The organism is Nocardia sp. NPDC058176, assembly GCF_042883805.1.
Taxonomy (GTDB): Bacteria; Actinomycetota; Actinomycetes; order Mycobacteriales; family Mycobacteriaceae; genus Nocardia.
Window position 1 is genome coordinate 142,968 of sequence record NZ_JBHVVA010000009.1, and the last position, 17,439, is coordinate 160,406.

Consider the following 17,439-nt stretch of genomic DNA (forward strand, 5'->3'; position numbering starts at 1 on the left):
CCCCTTCGTCGTTCATCGCACCGCGGCGCGTACCCACGCCGCGATGTCGGCCGCCACCCGATGCTGCACCGGTTCGTGCAACAGGTCGTGTCCGGCGTCGGCGTACTCGCGCAAATCTACCGATCGGTGGCGCGCTGTCCATAGCCGGATCGCATCGATGGGTGCCCGCCGGTCATCGATTCCATGCACCGCGAGCACCGAAAGGCCCAGGTCGGGCAGGTTGTCGAGGGCTCGGCGCGGGGTGCCGCAGACGACGAGACCACCCAGTCCACCCGGGTTCTCCGCCGCGACAGCCAGCGCTGTGACCGCACCGAGCGAATGCCCCATCAACACCGGCGCCGCGCCGGCCTCGGACCGAACCAGCTCGAGCAGTCCGCGCGCGTCGCCGGCGAGCTCGGCCACCGTCCCCGGCGCGTCGGGATCCCCTTCACTCAAGCCCTGCCCGGACGTGTCCAACGTCCACAGCTCGATCCCCGCCGACCGCAGCGCCGCGGCGAACCGGTGATAGTGCCCGCTGTGCTGTCCGGTCCCCGGGAGCAACACGATCACCGCCGCGTCGTCCTCGACCGGCCACCGCCGGTAATGCAGTCGCCCACGCGGACCGTCGAAGTAAGGCACCGGCCGATTATCGCCGCCGCACGCGCTGTCGCGCTGTCGGATGTTTCCACGACCGGTAGGGCGCCGCGGTTCCACCGCTGACCTGGTGAGCGGCGAATTGTCGTGTGGGACAGGGGCGGAGCCGGGGCGTTCGCCGAGCGAGCGGAATCGGCGGCGCGACGCGGTGGTGGGTGACGGGCGCATTCCGTCGCCGGGGGTCAGCCGTTAGACTTCGCGCGTCGAACTGGTCGAGCAGAGTCGAGGTTTGTGCATGTTGTCGTTCCGTCGTTGCGTCGCCCACGTTGTCGTCGGTGCGGCCGTCGCGACCACCACGTCACTGGGCACGGCCGTCGTCGCCGGTGCGGAGCCGCTCGCGGCGTGCGGGCAGGCGAGCCAGAACGTCGCGATCCGGTCGACGGTGCCGCTGCTGGACTGGTCGGAGAACTTCGGCATCGACGGGCAAGGGGACCTGTGGGTTTCGCGGGTCATGCGCGGTGAGGTACAGCGCTACGACCGCGCGGGCAGGTTGACCGCCACCGTCGCCGTCGCGGCCCCCGGCGCGGTCCGGCTCGGGCCCGACGGGCTGCTGTACGTGGTCACCGGGAACTCGCCGCTGGCCGGTTCCGGCGGGATCCTCCGCTTCGACCCGGCCGCGGCCGACCCCGTCCTCGAAACCTTCGCCACCGGCTTCCCGCATCCCAACGGCGCCGCCTTCGACGACGAGGGCAACCTCTACGTCGCCACCGGCAACGGCCTGCACCGCCTGCGCCCCGACGGCAGCGAGGACATGGACTGGTGGTCCGCGGTGAGCGTTGAGGGACCCAATGGTGTTGTGGTCTCCGGTGATTCGGTCTACGTCACGGCGAACTTCGTCGCCGACAGCGGACCGGTGGGCCGCGTGCTCCGCCTGTCGCGCACGAATCCGGCGCAGGCCACCACGATCGCCGACCTGACCTCCTTCGGCAGCCTCCCCGACTTCGTCGACGACCTGGTCGTGCGCGACGGCGCCCTCTACGTCACCACCCTCGCCGGACAACTCGTCCGCGTCGACCCCACCACGGGCGCCACCTGCACGGTCCTGTCCACCCAGCCCCTCACCGCCGTCGTCGCCGACCCGGCCGATCCCGCAGCCCTGCTCGCGGGCTCCGAGGAGGGCACCGTCCTTCGCATCCACCCGGCCGACTGAACCAACATCGCGGCGACCCTGCCGTGTCGGTGCCGCACCTGGCCGCGGCGACGGACAGATACGAGGCGCCGACCGGGATCCACCGTGTCGCAGCGGAACGAACTCGGCGTTGCACGAGCTGGACGGCTGATCACCAAGCGCTGGTGGCGTTTCGCTCTCGGCCGATGCTCACATGAGGGCGTGGTGATCAACCGTCCAACATCGTCGAGAACGCGTGCTGTGCTTCTCGCGTGTGTGGAGGCACGCGCTGTCGGCTGAACTCGGGGCGTGCGGACCCGAGGTACCCGTGTGTCGGTATCGGTCGAGCCGCGTGAGCTGGTGGTGGATCAGCCGCCGACGGTGACCGCGGCCGGCGGGGCAGGCGGCGCGGGGGCCGGTGCGGGCGGCGGGGTTTCGGCGGGTGCGGGGGCCGGAGCCGGTGCGGGGGCCGCGCTCTGGGGTGCGGGGGCCTGTGACCGCGGTGTACCCGAGGAGGATTCGCCCGAGCCGGGGCTGGTGCCCTCGGGCTCGGTGGGCGCGGCGGGTGCCTCGGGCACCGCGACCGGCAGGTCGGGGATGACGAAAGTGCCTACGGTGGGCGTCATCACGCAGCGCGAGCCGGGGTAGTCGATGGTGCCCCACATCGAGGCGACCACGGTGCCCGCCCCGCTGTGCACGGTCTTCGACAGTGAGGGCATGTGGTATTCGGTCTGGTCGTCGAGCGGGACGACGCCGCTGTGCCCGGTGTTGATGTTCACCCAGGCCACGCTCAGGCCCGAGGACAGTGGCACGCCGCTGTGGCGGGGGCTGGCGCTGAACCGGATGTCACCGGGGTCGAGGCTGTTCTCGGTGCGCGGACCGGGGCCCTCGAAGGTGGCGGCGGCGATGATCGTGGTGATCGGGCCGTTGCTGCCGCAGCCGAAGGTCGGGGCGGCGTAGGTGAACGGGGTGAACTCCGTGGCGATGTCGCGCAGCGTGTCGGGCCCGACGATCTTGGTGAAGCTGTCGATCGCGCCGACTCCGGCCTTGGTCGCGGCGTCGTCGCCGGCGATCTCGGTGAGCTGGGCGATGCCGTCTTCCAGTGGCGTCGGCGCGGCGCTCGCGGTTGCCGCCAGCAGCGCCAGCGCACCGATGCTCGCCGCGGTGACCGTCGCCGCCCTGCCTGCGATGGATCTGCCGTTCACCCGAAAACTCCTCGATGGCTCCTCGCCGGTCACCCGGCTCGCTTTTGGCAACGTACCAGGTCGTCGGCCGGGTCGCCGAGCTGGCGCCGGTGCCACGCGAACGGTCGAGTGTGATGTAGTCGACACCGAGGAAGGGTAGGTTGCTGACGACGGCTACTAGACGCTGGGAGACCCGTATGAAGTTGGCCCTGTCCCCTGAAGAGCTCTCCTTCCGCGACGAGCTCCGGCACTTCTATCGCACCGAGATCCCGGTCGAGATCCGGGACCGCGTGAAATACGGCCACGAACTGTCCCGCGACGACATCGTCACCGCGAACAAGATCCTCAACGACAACGGTCTCGCCGTGCCGAACTGGCCTGTTGCCTGGGGCGGCAAGGACTGGACGCCGATGCAGCGCCACCTCTGGCTCGACGAGATGCAGCTGGCCTCGGTCCCCGAACCGCTCACCTTCAACGCCTCCATGGTCGGCCCGGTGATCGCCCAGTTCGGTTCCGAGGAACTCAAACAGCGCTTCCTCCCGCCCACCGCCGCGCTCGACATCTGGTGGTGCCAGGGCTTTTCCGAGCCCGACGCCGGTTCGGACCTGGCCTCGCTGCGCACCACCGCCGTGCGCGACGGCGACTCCTACATCGTCAACGGCCAGAAGATCTGGACCACCCTCGGCCAGTACGCCGACTGGATCTTCTGCCTCGTGCGCACCGATCCGAACGCGCCGAAGAAGCAGGCGGGCATCTCCTTCCTGCTCTTCGACGTGAAGACCCCCGGTGTCACCATGCGCCCGATCAAGCTGATCGACGGCAGCTACGAGGTGAACGAGGTGTTCTTCGAGAACGTCCGGGTGCCCGCCGATCAGCTCGTCGGCGAGGAGAACCAGGGCTGGACCTACGCGAAGTTCCTGCTCGGCAACGAACGGACCTCCATCACTGGGATCGGCAAGACCAAGGTCAAGATCGGCCTGGCCAAGGACTACGCGCGCGGCACCAGGACCGGGCACGGCACGCTGCTCGATGACCCGGTGTTCGCCGCGCGGGTGGCCGAGCTGGAGAACGAACTGCTTGCCCTGGAGCTGACCCAGCTGCGCGTGGTCTCCAATTCCGTGGACGGCAAGCCGAATCCGGCGTCCTCGGTGCTCAAGCTGCGCGGCTCGGAACTGCAGCAGGCGGCCACCGAACTGCTGCTCGAGACCGCGGGCCCCGACGCGCTGCCGGTCGACGCCGACGGCATCGCCTCACCCGGCTGGGCCCAGCACACCGGCCCCGGCTACCTGAACTACCGCAAGGTGACCATCTACGGAGGCTCGAGCGAGGTCCAGCGCTCGATCATTTCCTCCACGATCCTCGGATTGTGAGGCGCTGACATGGATCTCGCACTGACCGACGAACAGACGATGCTGCGCGACACCGTGCGCGAGCTACTACACCGCTTCTACGACGGCGAGGCACTGGCCAAGGTGGGCGAGACCGACCCCGGCTGGAATCGCACGGTCTGGAAGCAGCTCGCCGATCTGGGCGTGCTCGGCCTGACCATCCCCGAGGACGACGGCGGCGTCGGCGCGGGCCCGGTCGAGGTGATGCTGGTGCAGGAGGAACTCGGCCGCGCCCTCGCCCCGGAACCGGTGCTCGACGCGGTGGTGATCCCGGCCGAGCTGCTGAAACTGACCGGCAGCGCGGAGCAGAAGCAACGCCTGCTGCCCGCCCTGGCCGCGGGCACGACCCTGCTCGCCTTCGCGCACAACGAGCCGGGCCAGCGCTGGCCATCGACCGAACTCACCACTACGGCGGCGGCCGACGGCGACGGTTACGCCCTGACCGGCGTGAAGAATCCGGTGCTGCACGGTGACGTGGCCGACGAGCTGATCGTCAGCGCGGTGCTGCCCGGCGGCGGCGTCGGGCTGTTCCTGGTCGACCCGGATCAGACCGGCGTGCACCGGCGCGCCTACCGCACCTTCGACGGCCGCCGCGGCGCGCAGTTCGATTTCGACGGCGCCACCGCCACGCTGCTCGGTGACACCATCGACGCGGCCGAGCAGATCGCGCTCGCCCAGGGGTACGCGCAGGCGGCGCTGTGCGCGGAATCGGTCGGGGCGATGGAGGTGGCGCTCACGCTGACCACCGAGTACCTCAAGACCCGCAAGCAGTTCGGCGTCACGCTGTCGAAGTTCCAGACGCTCACCCAGCGCGCGGCCGACTGCTACGTCTCGCTGGAACTGGCCCGCAGCGTGAGCCTCTACGCCACCGCGGCGCTGGCCGACGGCGGCAACGATCCGGTGGTGGCCTCGCGGGCGCGGCTGCAGGTCGGCAAGTCGGCCGAGCACATCGGGCAGGAAGCGATCCAGATGCACGGCGGCATCGGCGTCACCGCGGAGTACCCGGTGAGCCACTATGTCGCGCGGTTGACCGCGATCGGGCAGATCCTCGGCGGTGCGCTCGAGCATCGCCGGGTGCTGGCCGATCGGGTCGGCGAGTACGACCTGCCGGAGCTGTAGGGCTGTTTTGGCGATGGCGCGTGTCCCTCGGGGTGCGCGCCATCGTCACCGCTCAGGCCGATCGGAGAAGTCGGCTCAGCCGACCGGCTCGGTGGCGGTGGTCGTCGGGGTCGGGACGGCGTCGGCGGTCGGGGTGGTCGCCGTGGCGGTGGGCTGCGCGGTGGTGGTCAGCCGGTCGTAGGCCTGAGTCGGGGAATAGCCCGGGTCCTCGGTTTCCTCGGTCTCCTCAACCGGCGGGCTGGTGCGCGGGGGAGCGACGGTGCGGGTCGGGACGGGGCGCGTGGTGGTGCGGGCGGGCTGGGTGGTGGTCGTTCGCTCGACGGTGGTCGGTTCCGGGGTCGGTTCCGGTGCGGTCGTCGAGTCGTCGGTGGTCTCGGGGGTCCGCGGCTCGTCGGCGGCGGCCTCGGGTGGCCTCGACTCGGTGCTCTCCTCGTCCTCGGCCGGTGGCTTCGGCGTGGTCTCGGTGGAGCTGAGGCTGAACGGTTTCCGCGGCGACATGTACGGCGCGACCCGCCAGCTCGGTGAGGGCGGGATCTCGATGCGGTAGGTGGTCGCGGTGGGTTCCTCGGGGAGCCGAGTCGGCGCCGCGGCCAGATCGGCGCTCAGTGGCGGCGCCGGTACGTACACCTCCTGCTGGCCGACACCGCACGCACCGATGACGATCAGTCCGAGCGACACCGCGCCTGCAGCGATTGCCGGACCTATGACCTTGGCCCTGCCTTCATCCATCGCCTGCTACTCCTCGTCGGCTTCGAGTCGCCTCACAGTAGTGCAGGACCGGCGAAAGAGCGCATTTTAAATGCTCATGGGTCAGATATCGGATTGATCTCTTCAGCGTGTCGTGGGGACGTGTCGCGCGCACCGGGCGTCGCCGAGTCGTAGCGTGTGTGAGCAAAGTTACGCATGAGACGCCCGAACCGAACCCTGACGCGCGAGGTGTGCGCGACGCAAGAATCTGATCGGCGTCATGAGGAGAATCTGATGGGAGCTTATTCGACACCCCGGCTGGAAACCGTGACGGCGAAACTCGATTCGGCCACCGCGGCACAATTCCAGCACGCACTGTCGACCCCGCCGGACAACCGCGCTTTCGCGGTCGTCGCGCGGGTGATGGGCTGGTTGTTCTTCGTCGGCGGACTCGTCGGCGCCGGGCTCGGCATCGCGGGCCTGCACGTGGAGATCGCGGTCGCCGGGCTGATCCTGGCCTGCACCGCGGGTCTGATCCTGCTGAAGCTGCGCACCGACCGGGAAGCGCGCGAAACGACCTGAGGCACCGGAAAACCCGCTGCGTCCACTGTCGTGAACGCTTACCGTCGATGCCGTGCGCATCGACATCACCAGTGACGCCGCCCGGTTCCTCGCCGAGGCCGGACCGCTCCTGCGCCGGGACCCCCTGCGCCATACGGTGATCGCCACGACCGCCGTCAACCAGGCCGAGGGGCGTTCCGGCGCGATGGCGACGCGATTGCTGACCGTCCGCGACGGCGCGACCGTCGGTCTGGCGATGTGCACCCAGGGTTCGGTGTACCTGGGTGAGCTTCCCGCCGACAGCGTGCCCGCGGTCGCCGACGCGTTCGTCGCGGACGGCGTGGCCCTGCGCAGCGTGGAGGGCGCCGTCGCGGACGCCGATGCCTTCGCCGCGCACTGGTCGAGGGTCGGTGACGGCAGCTACCGATGGAAATACTCGACCCGTCTGTTCCGGCTCGGCGACCTGCGCGTGCCAGGGGCCACGGGTGCGCTGCAAGTATCAGGGGCCGACGGCTCGCTGCGGGTGCCAGGGGCTGACGGCGCGCTGCCGGTGTCAGAGTCCGCGGAAGCGTCGCAGCTATCAGGGGCCGCGGGCGCGCTGCGGGTGCCTGCGGTCGAGGGGGCGGCTCGCCGGGCGACCGTGGCCGATACCGCCGTTTGCCTCGAGCTGGTCAGGGCGTTCGCGGCGGAGAGCGGTGCGCCGCTGCGCCTGGACGAGGCGGCGGTGCGCAGGCGGGTCGAGGCCGGACTGTGGTGGCTGTGGGAACGTGACGGCGCTCCGGTCGCCCTCGTCGCTCGGCAGCCCGCGGTTCTCGGCTGGGCCAGGATCGGCCCGGTCTACACACCACCCGACCTGCGCGGCAACGGCTTCGCGAGCGCGCTCACCGCCACCGTCGCCGCCGGGATCCGTGCCGAGGGTGCCGACGCCTGCCTGTTCACCGACCTCGCCAACCCCACCTCGAACAAGATCTACCAGGCCATCGGATTCGAACCGGTCCGCGATTTCGTCCACCACACCCTGTCCCAGCCCGATCCGGACCGCTGATCACCAGGCACTGGTGGCGTTCGCCTCTCGGCCGATACTCACCTGAGTGCCTGGTGATCAGCCGTCCAGGTACCTAGGCCAAGGGGGCGGAGTGCCACCAGTCGAGGAGCTGGGTTTCGGTGGCGATGAAGCCGCGGTTGTACATGAGGATGGCGGCGTGGGCGGGCTCGGAGTCGAAGCGGGTGACCATGCGCGGGGATCGGGCCTGGCTGCCGTGCAGGACGAAGTTCGTGTAGTCGCGGCCGTTGTGCACGGCGGGGCGTGCGTCGTTGGCGGGCAGGCCCGCGACGGCTTGGGCGGCCTGGGCGGCCGACGGGTAGAGGAAGAACTCGTAGGTCGCCTTGTTGCCGCCGCCGAAGCAGCGCCACATGACCAGCCAGTCGCCCATGTCGGCGTCATCGGAGTCGCGGTTGGCGGTGGCACGGTCGTAGGCGAAGCAGCCCGCGCCGCCCAGCCCCGAACCCGCGTGCACCAGGGTGTCGGCCGTGGTGTGCGGCAGCATGCGCGGGAACTGATCGCTGAGCTTGGCGGCATTGGCGCCGATGGTCTGCCGGTCGGTCGTCGGTACCGTGGTGGTGGTCGAGGGGCTCTGCGCGGCGGATGTCGTTGTGCCAGGGCCGGCTTCCTGACCGCCCTGCGTCGTCGAGCCGTCGGCCGGACTGGTGACCAGGCTGACGATCAGCCAGCCGACCAGCCCGAGCAGCAGGAGCAACGCGACCCACGCGATCGGTGACGCCTGCCAACGGGAGTCACGTTTGGGTCCGAGATACGCCTCGGCGACCGAGGAGCGCTCGCCCGCGGCGCGGGGTGCGGAGGCATCACGGGGACGCTCGGCGTTCCGCGCGGATGCGTGGTTCGAATAGGCGCCGCGGTCGTGTGGTTGCGCGGTGCCCCCGGGCCACGAAGGAGCGGAGCCGGGTGTGTTGCCGGAATGGCTCGGTGCGTTTCCCACCGGCCAAGAGGGTGCGGAGTTGGGCGTGCCCGCCGCCCACGCAGGGCTGGACGCATGGCCCGCCGGCCAGGACGGTGCCTCGCCGGGCCCGCCGCCCGCCGCCCACCCGGATCCGGGTGCCCACGACGGTGTGGCGCCGGACGCGTTGCCTCCCATCGGCGATGGCGTGGAACCCATGACACCTGCGGGCCAAGACGGCGCGAATCCGCCTTGCGGGGTGCCCGCCGGGCCGCTACCCGACGGCCAGGACGGGTTCCCTGCCAGTGGGTAGCCCGGGGCGGGGGTGTAGGGCGAGTTCGGCGGGTAGGTCATGGTTGCCGGTGCGCCCGGGAACGACTGTGGCGGAGCGGAATCGGTCAGGGCATGGGCTGCGGCGGCAGCGAATTCGGCGCAGGAGCCGAAGCGGTCGTGCGGGCGTTTGGCCATGGCGCGGGCCAGGACCGCATCCAGTGCGGCGGGGAGTCCGGGGCGGGCGGCGCTGGCTCGGGGTGGTGGCTGTTGCAGGTGGCCCTGGATCACCGTGACCGGATTGGCTGCTTCGAAAGGGGTTGTGCCGGTGAGCAATCGGTAGAGGGTGCAGGCCAGGGAGTACTGATCGGCGCGGCCGTCCAGGGCGATACCCGAGAGTTGTTCGGGGGAGGCGAAAGCCAGGGTGGCGGTGAAGGTTCCGGTCTGGGTGAGCTTGGCGGCACTGTCGTCGTGCAGGCGGGCGATGCCGAAGTCGGTGAGATAGACCCGCTCGCCGCCCTCGATCGGCTCGATCAGGATGTTGGCCGGTTTCACGTCGCGGTGCAGCACGCCCCGGCTGTGCGCGAAGTCCAGCGCCGCGGCGGTTTCGGCGACGATGCGCACCGCCCGTGCCGGGTCGACCGGGGCGGGCAGCGAGGACGCGTCGGAACCGTCGATGTAGCGCATCGAGATCCACAGCTGATCGTCCTCGACACCGCGGTCGTAGACGGTGACGATGTTCGGATGCTCGAGCTGCGCCACCAGATCGGCCTCGCGCTCGAACCGCGCGCGGATCTCGTTGTCGAAGAACAACTCCCGGTTCAGCAGCTTCATCGCGGTGCGCCGGGGCAGCCGGGGATGGCGCGCCAGGTACACCGAGCCCATCCCGCCACGGCCGAGCAGCCGCTCGATGGTGTATCCGGCGAAGACGCCGCCCTCGTCGATCATCGGGTCAGTTCAGCGGTGCCGAGCGCCACCAGCGCAGCACCTCGTCGGCCTCACCGTAACCATCGGTGAACATCAGGAACTGGGCACGGTCGGGCTCGCCGGTGAACACCGTGAGGATCTTGTTCCCGTTGTCGGTGTACTTGTAGTTGGTGTATTGCTTGCCGCCGTTGGTGTCGGTGGACTTGGTGTTGGCGGGCAGCCCGTCGATCACGGCCTGCACGTCAGCGGCGGAGTTGTAGACGTAGAACCGGTAGAACGGGTCGTCGCTTGAGCTGCCGCCGCCGTCGTAGCACCGCCACTGCCAGACCCAGGCGCCGAAATCGGGGTCGCCACGATTGGCCGAGGGCGTGTAGCTGGTGTCGGTCTCCCAGCACTTGGCGCTGTTGTAGCCGGTCTCGCCGTCGGTGTCGGCGGGCACCATCCGGCCGAACGCCGCGCTGATCGCATCGGCGTCCGGGGTGACGGGCGCGGCCGCCGCCGCGCTGGTCGACGTGGTCGTGGTGGTGCCACCCCCGGAATCGTCACCGCTGGCGGCGATGCCGATGGCGATCAACAGGACGATCACCAGGACCACGGCGACGACGATGCCGATGATCAGCCCGGTATTGGACTTCGACGGCGGGCGCGGCCCCTGCGCGTACTGGCCGTACGGTGCGCTCACCGGCGGCCGCGGCGGGGCGGGCGGGGTGGGGTACTGCGGCCGGGACTGCTGGGTGTACGGGTTCTGGGTCGGTGCGCCACCGGTGAGCGGGGAGGGCGTCTGGTTGGCGGTCATCGGACCGGCCGTCATCGGTCCACCGGTCAGCGGGCCCTGGGTGCCCGTGTGCCCCATCGGCCCGACGGTGCCCATCGGCCCACCGGTCATCGGACCCTGTGCCGCAAGGGGATACGGCGAACCGGTCTGCGGCATCGCGCCACCCGTGATCGGTCGCGGACCGCCGGTGATCGGCATCGCGCCGCCGGTGGTCGGCCGGGGCCCGGCCAGCGGCTGACCCGGCGTGCTCTGGTTGTTCAGCGCGGCGATCGCGGCGTTCGCGAAATCCGAACAGGTGTCGAAGCGATCGTCGGGACGCTTTGCCATCGCCTTGGCCAGCACGCTGTCGAGGCCGTACGGCAGGCCCGGTCGCACAGTGCTCAGCGGCGGCGGTGGTTGCTGCAGGTGGCCCTGGATGACGGCGGCCGGATTGGTCGCGGTGAACGGACCCGACCCGGTGAACAGCCAGAACAGCGTGCACGCCAGCGAATACTGATCGGAACGGTGATCGAGCGAGGCGCCGGTGAGCTGCTCGGGCGAGGCGTAGGCCAGGGTCGCGGTGAAGGTGCCGGTCTGGGTGAGATGACCGGTGTCGTCACGCAATCGGGCGATGCCGAAGTCGGTGAGATAGACGCGCTCGCCGCGTCCGGCACCCGAGCGGGCCAGCAGGATGTTGGCCGGTTTCACGTCGCGGTGCAGCACGCCCATGCCGTGCGCGTAGTCCAGCGCGTCGGCGGTTTCCTTGACGATCTGCAGCGCGCGGGCGGGCGGCAGCGTCTGCGGGTCCACCGAGGCGGCGTCGATCCCGTCGATGAACTGCATGGAGATCCACAACTGTTCGTCGTCGAGACCGCGGTCGTAGACGGTGACGATGTTCGGGTGATCCAGGCGCGAGACCAGGTCCGCCTCCCGTTCGAACCGCGCCCGCACCTCCTGATCGAAGAACATCTCGCGGTTGAGCAGCTTGAGCGCGGTCATCCGCGGTAGGCGAGGATGCTTGGCGAGATAGACCGAACCCATGCCACCACGGCCGAGCTGCCGTTCGATGACGTAGCCGGCGAAGACATCTCCGTTGGCCAGCATGTCTGCTCCACTTCCCGCCGTGCGCCGGGACCCACCAGCACACGCGCGTACAGCATGAAAAAGCCGCGGCCGCCGGTGGCCCGCCACGGGAAAATCTACGAAACCTTAGCAGTCGCCGGGGTTACGGACGGCTGCCTGCTGGACGGGCGAACAGCCCACCGCGATCACGGTGGTCGCCGCTGTTGGGGCGGCACGACATAGCCGGGATGGTTGCGCCCACCGGGGAAATCGATGGTCCCCGGACGTGGTGCGCCCCGCCGCGCCGGGATCGGTGTCGCGCCGGTGCCCGGGCGCGGTGCGTGCGGATGCGGCTGCGCGGGCGTGGGCGGCGGGGTGTGCGGATAGCCCTGCGGCGGCGTCGCGGGCCGGGCGTAGGGCTCGCGAGCGCGCAGCACGACACCGGCGGCCGTCGGCTGCTCGTGGTGCCACGGGCCGGGGACCGCGAGCAGCGCGGACCTGGCGGCCGCGGCGAACTCCGCGCAGCTGGCGAACCGCCCGTCGGGATGTTTGGCGGTGGCCCTGGCCAGCACCGCGTCCAGCGTCGGAGGCAGGTCGGGGCGCAGGCTGCGCAGCGGTGGCACCGGCTTGCTCAGGTGGGCCTGGATGACCGTGGCCGGGCTGGGACCGGGGAAGGGGACCGAGCCGGTCAGCATCCAGAACAGGGTGCAGGCCAGGGAGTACTGGTCGGCGCGATGATCCAGCGGGGCGCCGGTCAGGTGCTCGGGCGCGGCGTAGGCGAGGGTGGCGGTGATCGAACCCGCCGAGGCCAGCGTGGTCTCGCTGTCGCGGACGGCCGCGATGCCGAAGTCGGTGAGCACCACCCGCTCCGGGCGCCCGATCGGCGGCTTCGCGAGCAGGATGTTGGCCGGTTTCACATCGCGGTGCAGCACGCCGCTGGCATGCGCGAAGTCCAGCGCGGTGGCGGTCTCGGCGAGGATCTGCACCGCCCGGCCCGGCGTCAGCACGTTCACATCCGCGGTCGCGACATCGGTGCCCGCCACGAACTGCATGGAGATCCACAACTGGCCCTCGTCGGTGCCGCGGTCGTAGACATTGACGATGTTGGGGTGCTCGAGCTGGGCGACCAGATCGGCCTCGCGCTCGAAGCGGCGGCAGCTCTCCTGATCGGCGGTCAGCTCGCGGCTGAGCAGTTTCAGCGCGGTCAACCGGGGCAGCCGCGGGTGCCTGGCCAGGTACACCACGCCCATGCCGCCCTGGCCCAGCACGCGCCGGATCGTGTACCCGGCGAACACGTCGCCTTTGCGCAACACGCGAAGTCACCCCCTCCAGGGCAGAGCACCCGTCCGAATTCTACCGATGTATCTCCTGAAGTCCCCGCGGTGCAACAGTCATCGATCCTGTCGGTGCCCGGCACTAGGGTGGCCTCATGCGCATTGGAGCACACGTTCGCGACGAGGGCGATCCGATCGGGTTCGCCGAGCAGCTCGGCGCCGAGGTCATCCAGATGTTCGTGGTCGATCCGCAGAGCTGGGACAAACCCCAGCCGCATCCCAAGGCGGCCGAGATCCTGGCGAGCCCGATCGACGTGGTCGTGCACTCCTCCTATCAGATCAATGTGGCCAGCCTGAACAATCGGCTGCGCATGCCCTCGCGCAATGCCGTCGCCCAGCAGGCCAAGGCCGCCGCCGAACTCGGCGCGTTCGGTCTGGTCGTGCACGGCGGGCACGTGCGTTCCGACGCCGAGCTCGACACCGGAGTCGACAACTGGCGCAAGCTGTTCGAACGTCAGCAGGACAAGGGCGGATTCGCCGTGCCGATCCTGATCGAGAACACCGCGGGCGGCAATCACGCGATGGCGCGGCACTTCGATGCCATCGCCCGGCTCTGGGACGCGGTCGGCGAGTACGGGGCCGGGTTCTGTCTGGACACCTGTCACGCCTGGGCGGGCGGGGAGGAACTCGTCGGCGTGGTCGAGCGGATCAAGGCCATCACCGGCCGCATCGATCTGGTGCACCTGAACTCCTCGCGCGACGAGTTCGATTCCGGCGCCGACCGGCACGCCAACTTCGCCGACGGCACCATCGACCCGCAGCTGCTGGTCGAGGTCTGCCGCACCGCCGACGCCCCGGTGATCCTGGAGACGCCCGTCGGTGGCGTCGCCGAGGACCTCGCCTACCTGCGGGAGAACCTCGGCTGAGCCCCGCGGTGGTCGTTGCGATCACCGCGAACGAAAACCTGGGGTAGCAACCGTTTTCGCGGTGTTCTTGATGCACACAACCGATCGAGAACGAAGTGAAGGTGATCCCCATGACGGTCGACCACGCCACCCCCGCCACCGTGACGGTGACCAAGCTCGGCGCGCACATCGGCGCCCAGGTCGACGGCGTCCGGCTCGGTGGTGATCTGGACGCGGCGACCGTCGCGACGATCCGCCGCGCGATCAACGAGCACAAGGTGATCTTCTTCCGTGGCCAGCAGCACCTCACCGAGGACGGTCAGCACGAGTTCGCGCAGCTGCTCGGCAGCCCGACCACCCCGCACCCGACCGTGAAGTCGCAGGGTGTGAAGAGCCTGGCCATCGATTCCGAGAACGGGCGCGCCAACTCCTGGCACACCGACGTCACCTTCGTCGACCGGGTGCCGAAGGCCTCGATCCTGCGCGCCGAGTACCTGCCGACCTACGGCGGCTCCACCACCTGGGCCTCCACCGTCGCCGCCTACAACTCGCTGCCCGATTCGCTCAAGGTCCTCGCCGAGAACCTGCGGGCGGTGCACACCAATGTCTACGACTACGCCGCGCGCAATGTGGAGCCGATCCGCCCGAAGTCCGAGCAGTACCGGGCGGAGTTCCAGTCGACCTACTTCGAGACCGAGCACCCGGTGGTGCGGGTGCACCCCGAGACCGGCGAGCGCGCGCTGCTGCTCGGGCATTTCGTGAAGAACTTCGTCGGGCTGTCCACGAGTGAGTCGCAGGCGCTGTTCCGGCTGTTCCAGGATCGGGTCACCCGCTTGGAGAACACGACCCGGTGGAACTGGGCCGACGGTGACGTGGCGATCTGGGACAACCGGGCCACCCAGCACTACGCGATCGACGACTACGACAACCAGCCCCGCCGGCTGACCCGGATCACGCTGGCCGGCGACATCCCGGTGGGTGTCGACGGGCGCAGCAGCACGGTCGTCGCGGGTAACGCGGAGGACTACTCGATCGTGGAGGAAGTGGAGTTGCTCGCCAGCTGAGTACAGGGTGCTCGATCAGGACTCGCGAACGAAGTCGTCGATGTGGTCGCGGATGTAGGCCAGGACCCGGTCTTCGAAGTCGTCGGGTTCGTTGATGTCGTAGATCTCGTCGGGGTCGTCGGCCCTGGCACCGGTGGGGCGGCGGATCTGGGCGGGGTTGGCGATGACGTGGTGTTCGTCGTCGAAGAAGCGGTCGAGGTCGTCGTCAGGGGAGCTCGCCGAGGCGTCACGCGCGGCGAGGACGGCGGCCGCGGCCAGTCGGGGCATGCCCGCGGCGCGTAAACCTCTGGTGGCCCAGGGCAGTTCGCTGCGGCGGGTGCGCAGGTAGCTGCCGAAACCGGTGTCGAGGACGGTCGTGTGCAGGCTCGACAGGGCCAGCAGGTGGGCGAAGGCGGGCGGGAGCTGGGTGAAGGCGCCGATGCCCTGACGCTGGAGATCGTCGGTGGCCGAGTTGGACCAGAAGACGATGTCGGCGGCGTCGTGGATGTTGTCGACCTCGGCGAGGGCCTTGATCACCGCGGGTCGGGCCTGCGCCGGGAATCGGTAGTCCATGGGGGAAGTATCGCGACCGGCCCGACACCCGGTGTTCGGCGGGTCGCGGTGGACTAGGCCGGGTGGAGGTGGACTCCCGCGTCGCGCAGGGTGGTCAGGGCGGTTTCGGTGGTTTCGGGGGAGACGCCCGCGGTGAGGTGGAGCAGGACGCGGGTGTCGAAGCCTGCCTTGTTCGCGTCGAGGGCGGTGGCGCGGACGCAGTGGTCGGTGGCGATGCCGACGATGTCGACGGTGTCGATGTCGCGGGCGCGCAGCCAGGTGGTGAGGGTGGTGCCGTCGGGGGCGGCGCCTTCGAAGCCGGAGTAGGCGGCGGTGTACTCGCCCTTGGCGAAGGTCTCGTGGATGGCGGTGGTGTCGAGGTTGGGGTGGAACTCGGCGCCGGGGGTGCCGACGCGGCAGTGCGGCGGCCAGGTGTCGACGTAGTCGGGGGTGTCGGAGAAGTGGGCGCCGGGGTCGATGTGCCAGTCCCGGGTGGCGACCACCGCGTCGTAGTTCTCGCGAGCGACGAACTCACTGATCGCCGTCGCGACCGCCGCCCCACCCGCGACCGCGAGCGAACCGCCCTCGCAGAAGTCGTTCTGTACATCCACGATCACCAAGGCGCGCGCCATAGTTCGTTCCTCCCGTTTGCTCGGCCCTATTCTCCGCCCGCACCGAGTCGGCGCGCTAGGCGAGGAAGGTGGTGGGGATGGCGGGTTCGCCCGCGGAGAGTTTCAGGCCCTCCCACGGGAGGCTGACCAGGCCGCGGGCGACGAGGTCGCGGCTCTGGGAGAGCGTGGCGACCTCGTCGACGACCTGGCCCGCGCGGACCAGGGGGACTTGGAGTTCACGCACCTGGAAGCCGTTGGTCGCGGGCGCGGGGCCCTCGGCCGGGTAGACGATCTCCTCGACGATGGTGCCGGTGGCCCTGGCCAGGCGGATCGCCTTCTTGGTCCCGCCGCGCGACTCCTTATGACTGCTGCGCTTGGCCACCGGGATGCCGTCGACCTCGACCAGCTTGTAGACCATGCCCGCGGTCGGCGCGCCGGACCCGGTGACCACCGAGGTCCCGACGCCGTACACGTCGACCGGCTCGGCACGCAGGGCCGCGATCGCGTACTCGTCCAGATCACCGGAGACCACGATCCTGGTGCCGGTGGCGCCGAGCGCGTCGAGCTGCTCGCGGACCTGCCTGGCCAGCACGCCGAGATCACCGGAGTCGATCCGCACCCCACCCAGTTCGGGACCGGCCACCTCGATGGCGGTGGCGACACCCCTGGTGATGTCGAAGGTGTCCACCAGCAGGGTGGTGCCGACACCGAGCGCGGCGATCTGGCTGCGGAACGCCTCGGCCTCGTGCTCGCCGTCGGCGCCGCTGTGCAGCAGGGTGAACGCGTGCGCGCTGGTGCCCGCGCCCGGCACGCCGAAGCTGCGCACGGCCTCGAGGTTGGAGGTCGCGTCGAAACCGGCCAGGTAGGCGGCGCGGGAACTCGACGGCGCGGCCAGTTCGTGGGTGCGCCGCGAACCCATCTCGATCGTCCGCCGACCGGCCGCCGCGCTCACCATGCGCGCGGCCGCCGAGGCGATGGCGCTGTCGTGATTGAGGATCGACAGGGCCAGCGTCTCGAGGACGACGCACTCGGCGAAACTGCCGCGCACGGTGAGGACCGGCGAGCCGGGGAAGTACAGCTCACCCTCGGCATAGCCGTCGATCTCGCCGGTGAAGCGATATTCGCGCAACCAGTCGACGGTGCCCGAATCGAGGAATTTCGCCGCAATGTCCAGTTCGGCGGGACCGAAGCGGAAACGGGTCAGCGCGTCGAGCAGCCTGCCGGTCCCCGCGACGACACCGTAGCGGCGGCCACCCGGCAAACGCCTGGCGAACACCTCGAAGGTGCATCGGCGGGCCGCCGAACCGTCCGCGAGGGCGGCGGCCAGCATGGTCAGCTCGTACTGGTCGGTCAGCAGCGCGGTGCTGGCGAACTCGTCACGGATCTGCACACCCGAAACTGTAGTC

At 70.0% G+C, this 17,439-nt stretch carries 16 protein-coding genes; 7 read left to right on the top strand and 9 right to left on the bottom strand.

The annotated features are described in order from the left end of the window. Window positions 1-12 precede the first annotated feature (12 nt). Window positions 13-618: an alpha/beta hydrolase gene (locus ACFVVM_RS31430; protein WP_387625728.1), complete on the bottom strand. Its 606-nt coding sequence runs from the start codon at window positions 616-618 to the stop codon at window positions 13-15. Window positions 619-868: 250 nt separating this feature from the next. Between ACFVVM_RS31430 and ACFVVM_RS31435 the strand changes: the two genes are divergently transcribed. Further along, the gene (locus ACFVVM_RS31435; RefSeq protein WP_387625730.1) at window positions 869-1,783 is read left to right on the top strand and encodes an SMP-30/gluconolactonase/LRE family protein; all 915 of its coding nucleotides are present in this window, start codon (window positions 869-871) and stop codon (window positions 1,781-1,783) included. 326 nt (window positions 1,784-2,109) lie between these two features. On the opposite strand, the gene ACFVVM_RS31440 is transcribed toward ACFVVM_RS31435, so the two are convergent. After that, entirely contained in the window at window positions 2,110-2,946 is an 837-nt protein-coding gene (locus ACFVVM_RS31440) for a hypothetical protein (RefSeq protein ID WP_387625732.1), read from the bottom strand. A gap of 176 nt (window positions 2,947-3,122) precedes the next feature. Here ACFVVM_RS31440 and ACFVVM_RS31445 point away from each other — a divergent pair, with 176 nt between their 5' ends. Together ACFVVM_RS31445 and ACFVVM_RS31450 are read left to right on the top strand one after the other, a co-directional pair. Next, on the top strand, window positions 3,123-4,295 hold the full coding sequence (locus ACFVVM_RS31445; RefSeq protein WP_387625734.1) for an acyl-CoA dehydrogenase family protein: 1,173 nt from the start codon (window positions 3,123-3,125) through the stop codon (window positions 4,293-4,295). A 9-nt stretch (window positions 4,296-4,304) separates the two neighbouring features. Continuing rightward, complete coding sequence (locus ACFVVM_RS31450) at window positions 4,305-5,432, top strand: acyl-CoA dehydrogenase family protein (protein WP_387625735.1); 1,128 nt, start codon at window positions 4,305-4,307, stop codon at window positions 5,430-5,432. Window positions 5,433-5,507: 75 nt separating this feature from the next. Here ACFVVM_RS31450 and ACFVVM_RS31455 read toward each other — a convergent pair whose 3' ends face one another. After that, window positions 5,508-6,161: a hypothetical protein gene (locus tag ACFVVM_RS31455; protein ID WP_387625737.1), complete on the bottom strand. Its 654-nt coding sequence runs from the start codon at window positions 6,159-6,161 to the stop codon at window positions 5,508-5,510. A gap of 252 nt (window positions 6,162-6,413) precedes the next feature. Here ACFVVM_RS31455 and ACFVVM_RS31460 point away from each other — a divergent pair, with 252 nt between their 5' ends. Both ACFVVM_RS31460 and ACFVVM_RS31465 read left to right on the top strand, forming a co-directional pair. Continuing rightward, complete coding sequence (locus ACFVVM_RS31460; protein WP_387625739.1) at window positions 6,414-6,701, top strand: hypothetical protein; 288 nt, start codon at window positions 6,414-6,416, stop codon at window positions 6,699-6,701. 52 nt (window positions 6,702-6,753) lie between these two features. Further along, window positions 6,754-7,725, top strand: coding sequence for a GNAT family N-acetyltransferase (locus ACFVVM_RS31465; RefSeq protein ID WP_387625741.1), 972 nt, complete (start codon window positions 6,754-6,756; stop codon window positions 7,723-7,725). Between the two features lie 73 nt (window positions 7,726-7,798). On the opposite strand, the gene ACFVVM_RS31470 is transcribed toward ACFVVM_RS31465, so the two are convergent. From ACFVVM_RS31470 to ACFVVM_RS31480, 3 genes are all read right to left on the bottom strand, one after another. Then, window positions 7,799-9,853 (bottom strand): protein kinase, encoded by a 2,055-nt coding sequence (locus ACFVVM_RS31470; protein WP_387625743.1) that lies wholly within the window; start codon window positions 9,851-9,853, stop codon window positions 7,799-7,801. 4 nt (window positions 9,854-9,857) lie between these two features. Continuing rightward, window positions 9,858-11,690, bottom strand: a complete 1,833-nt coding sequence (locus ACFVVM_RS31475; RefSeq protein ID WP_387625745.1) for a serine/threonine-protein kinase — start codon at window positions 11,688-11,690, stop codon at window positions 9,858-9,860. 164 nt (window positions 11,691-11,854) lie between these two features. After that, complete coding sequence (locus tag ACFVVM_RS31480) at window positions 11,855-12,961, bottom strand: serine/threonine-protein kinase (protein ID WP_387625747.1); 1,107 nt, start codon at window positions 12,959-12,961, stop codon at window positions 11,855-11,857. A 116-nt stretch (window positions 12,962-13,077) separates the two neighbouring features. Here ACFVVM_RS31480 and ACFVVM_RS31485 point away from each other — a divergent pair, with 116 nt between their 5' ends. Next, window positions 13,078-13,848, top strand: coding sequence for a deoxyribonuclease IV (locus ACFVVM_RS31485; RefSeq protein ID WP_387625749.1), 771 nt, complete (start codon window positions 13,078-13,080; stop codon window positions 13,846-13,848). Between the two features lie 110 nt (window positions 13,849-13,958). Continuing rightward, complete coding sequence (locus tag ACFVVM_RS31490) at window positions 13,959-14,891, top strand: TauD/TfdA dioxygenase family protein (RefSeq protein ID WP_387625751.1); 933 nt, start codon at window positions 13,959-13,961, stop codon at window positions 14,889-14,891. A 15-nt stretch (window positions 14,892-14,906) separates the two neighbouring features. Here ACFVVM_RS31490 and ACFVVM_RS31495 read toward each other — a convergent pair whose 3' ends face one another. From ACFVVM_RS31495 to ACFVVM_RS31505, 3 genes are read right to left on the bottom strand one after another with little or no spacing between them, the layout of a single operon-like run. Further along, window positions 14,907-15,443: a hypothetical protein gene (locus ACFVVM_RS31495; protein ID WP_387625753.1), complete on the bottom strand. Its 537-nt coding sequence runs from the start codon at window positions 15,441-15,443 to the stop codon at window positions 14,907-14,909. 53 nt (window positions 15,444-15,496) lie between these two features. Beyond that, a complete protein-coding gene (locus ACFVVM_RS31500; RefSeq protein ID WP_387625755.1) occupies window positions 15,497-16,054 on the bottom strand; it encodes an isochorismatase family protein in 558 nt (185 codons plus the stop codon). Between the two features lie 55 nt (window positions 16,055-16,109). Continuing rightward, window positions 16,110-17,423: a nicotinate phosphoribosyltransferase gene (locus tag ACFVVM_RS31505; RefSeq protein ID WP_387625756.1), complete on the bottom strand. Its 1,314-nt coding sequence runs from the start codon at window positions 17,421-17,423 to the stop codon at window positions 16,110-16,112. Between the last annotated feature and the right edge of the window lie 16 nt (window positions 17,424-17,439).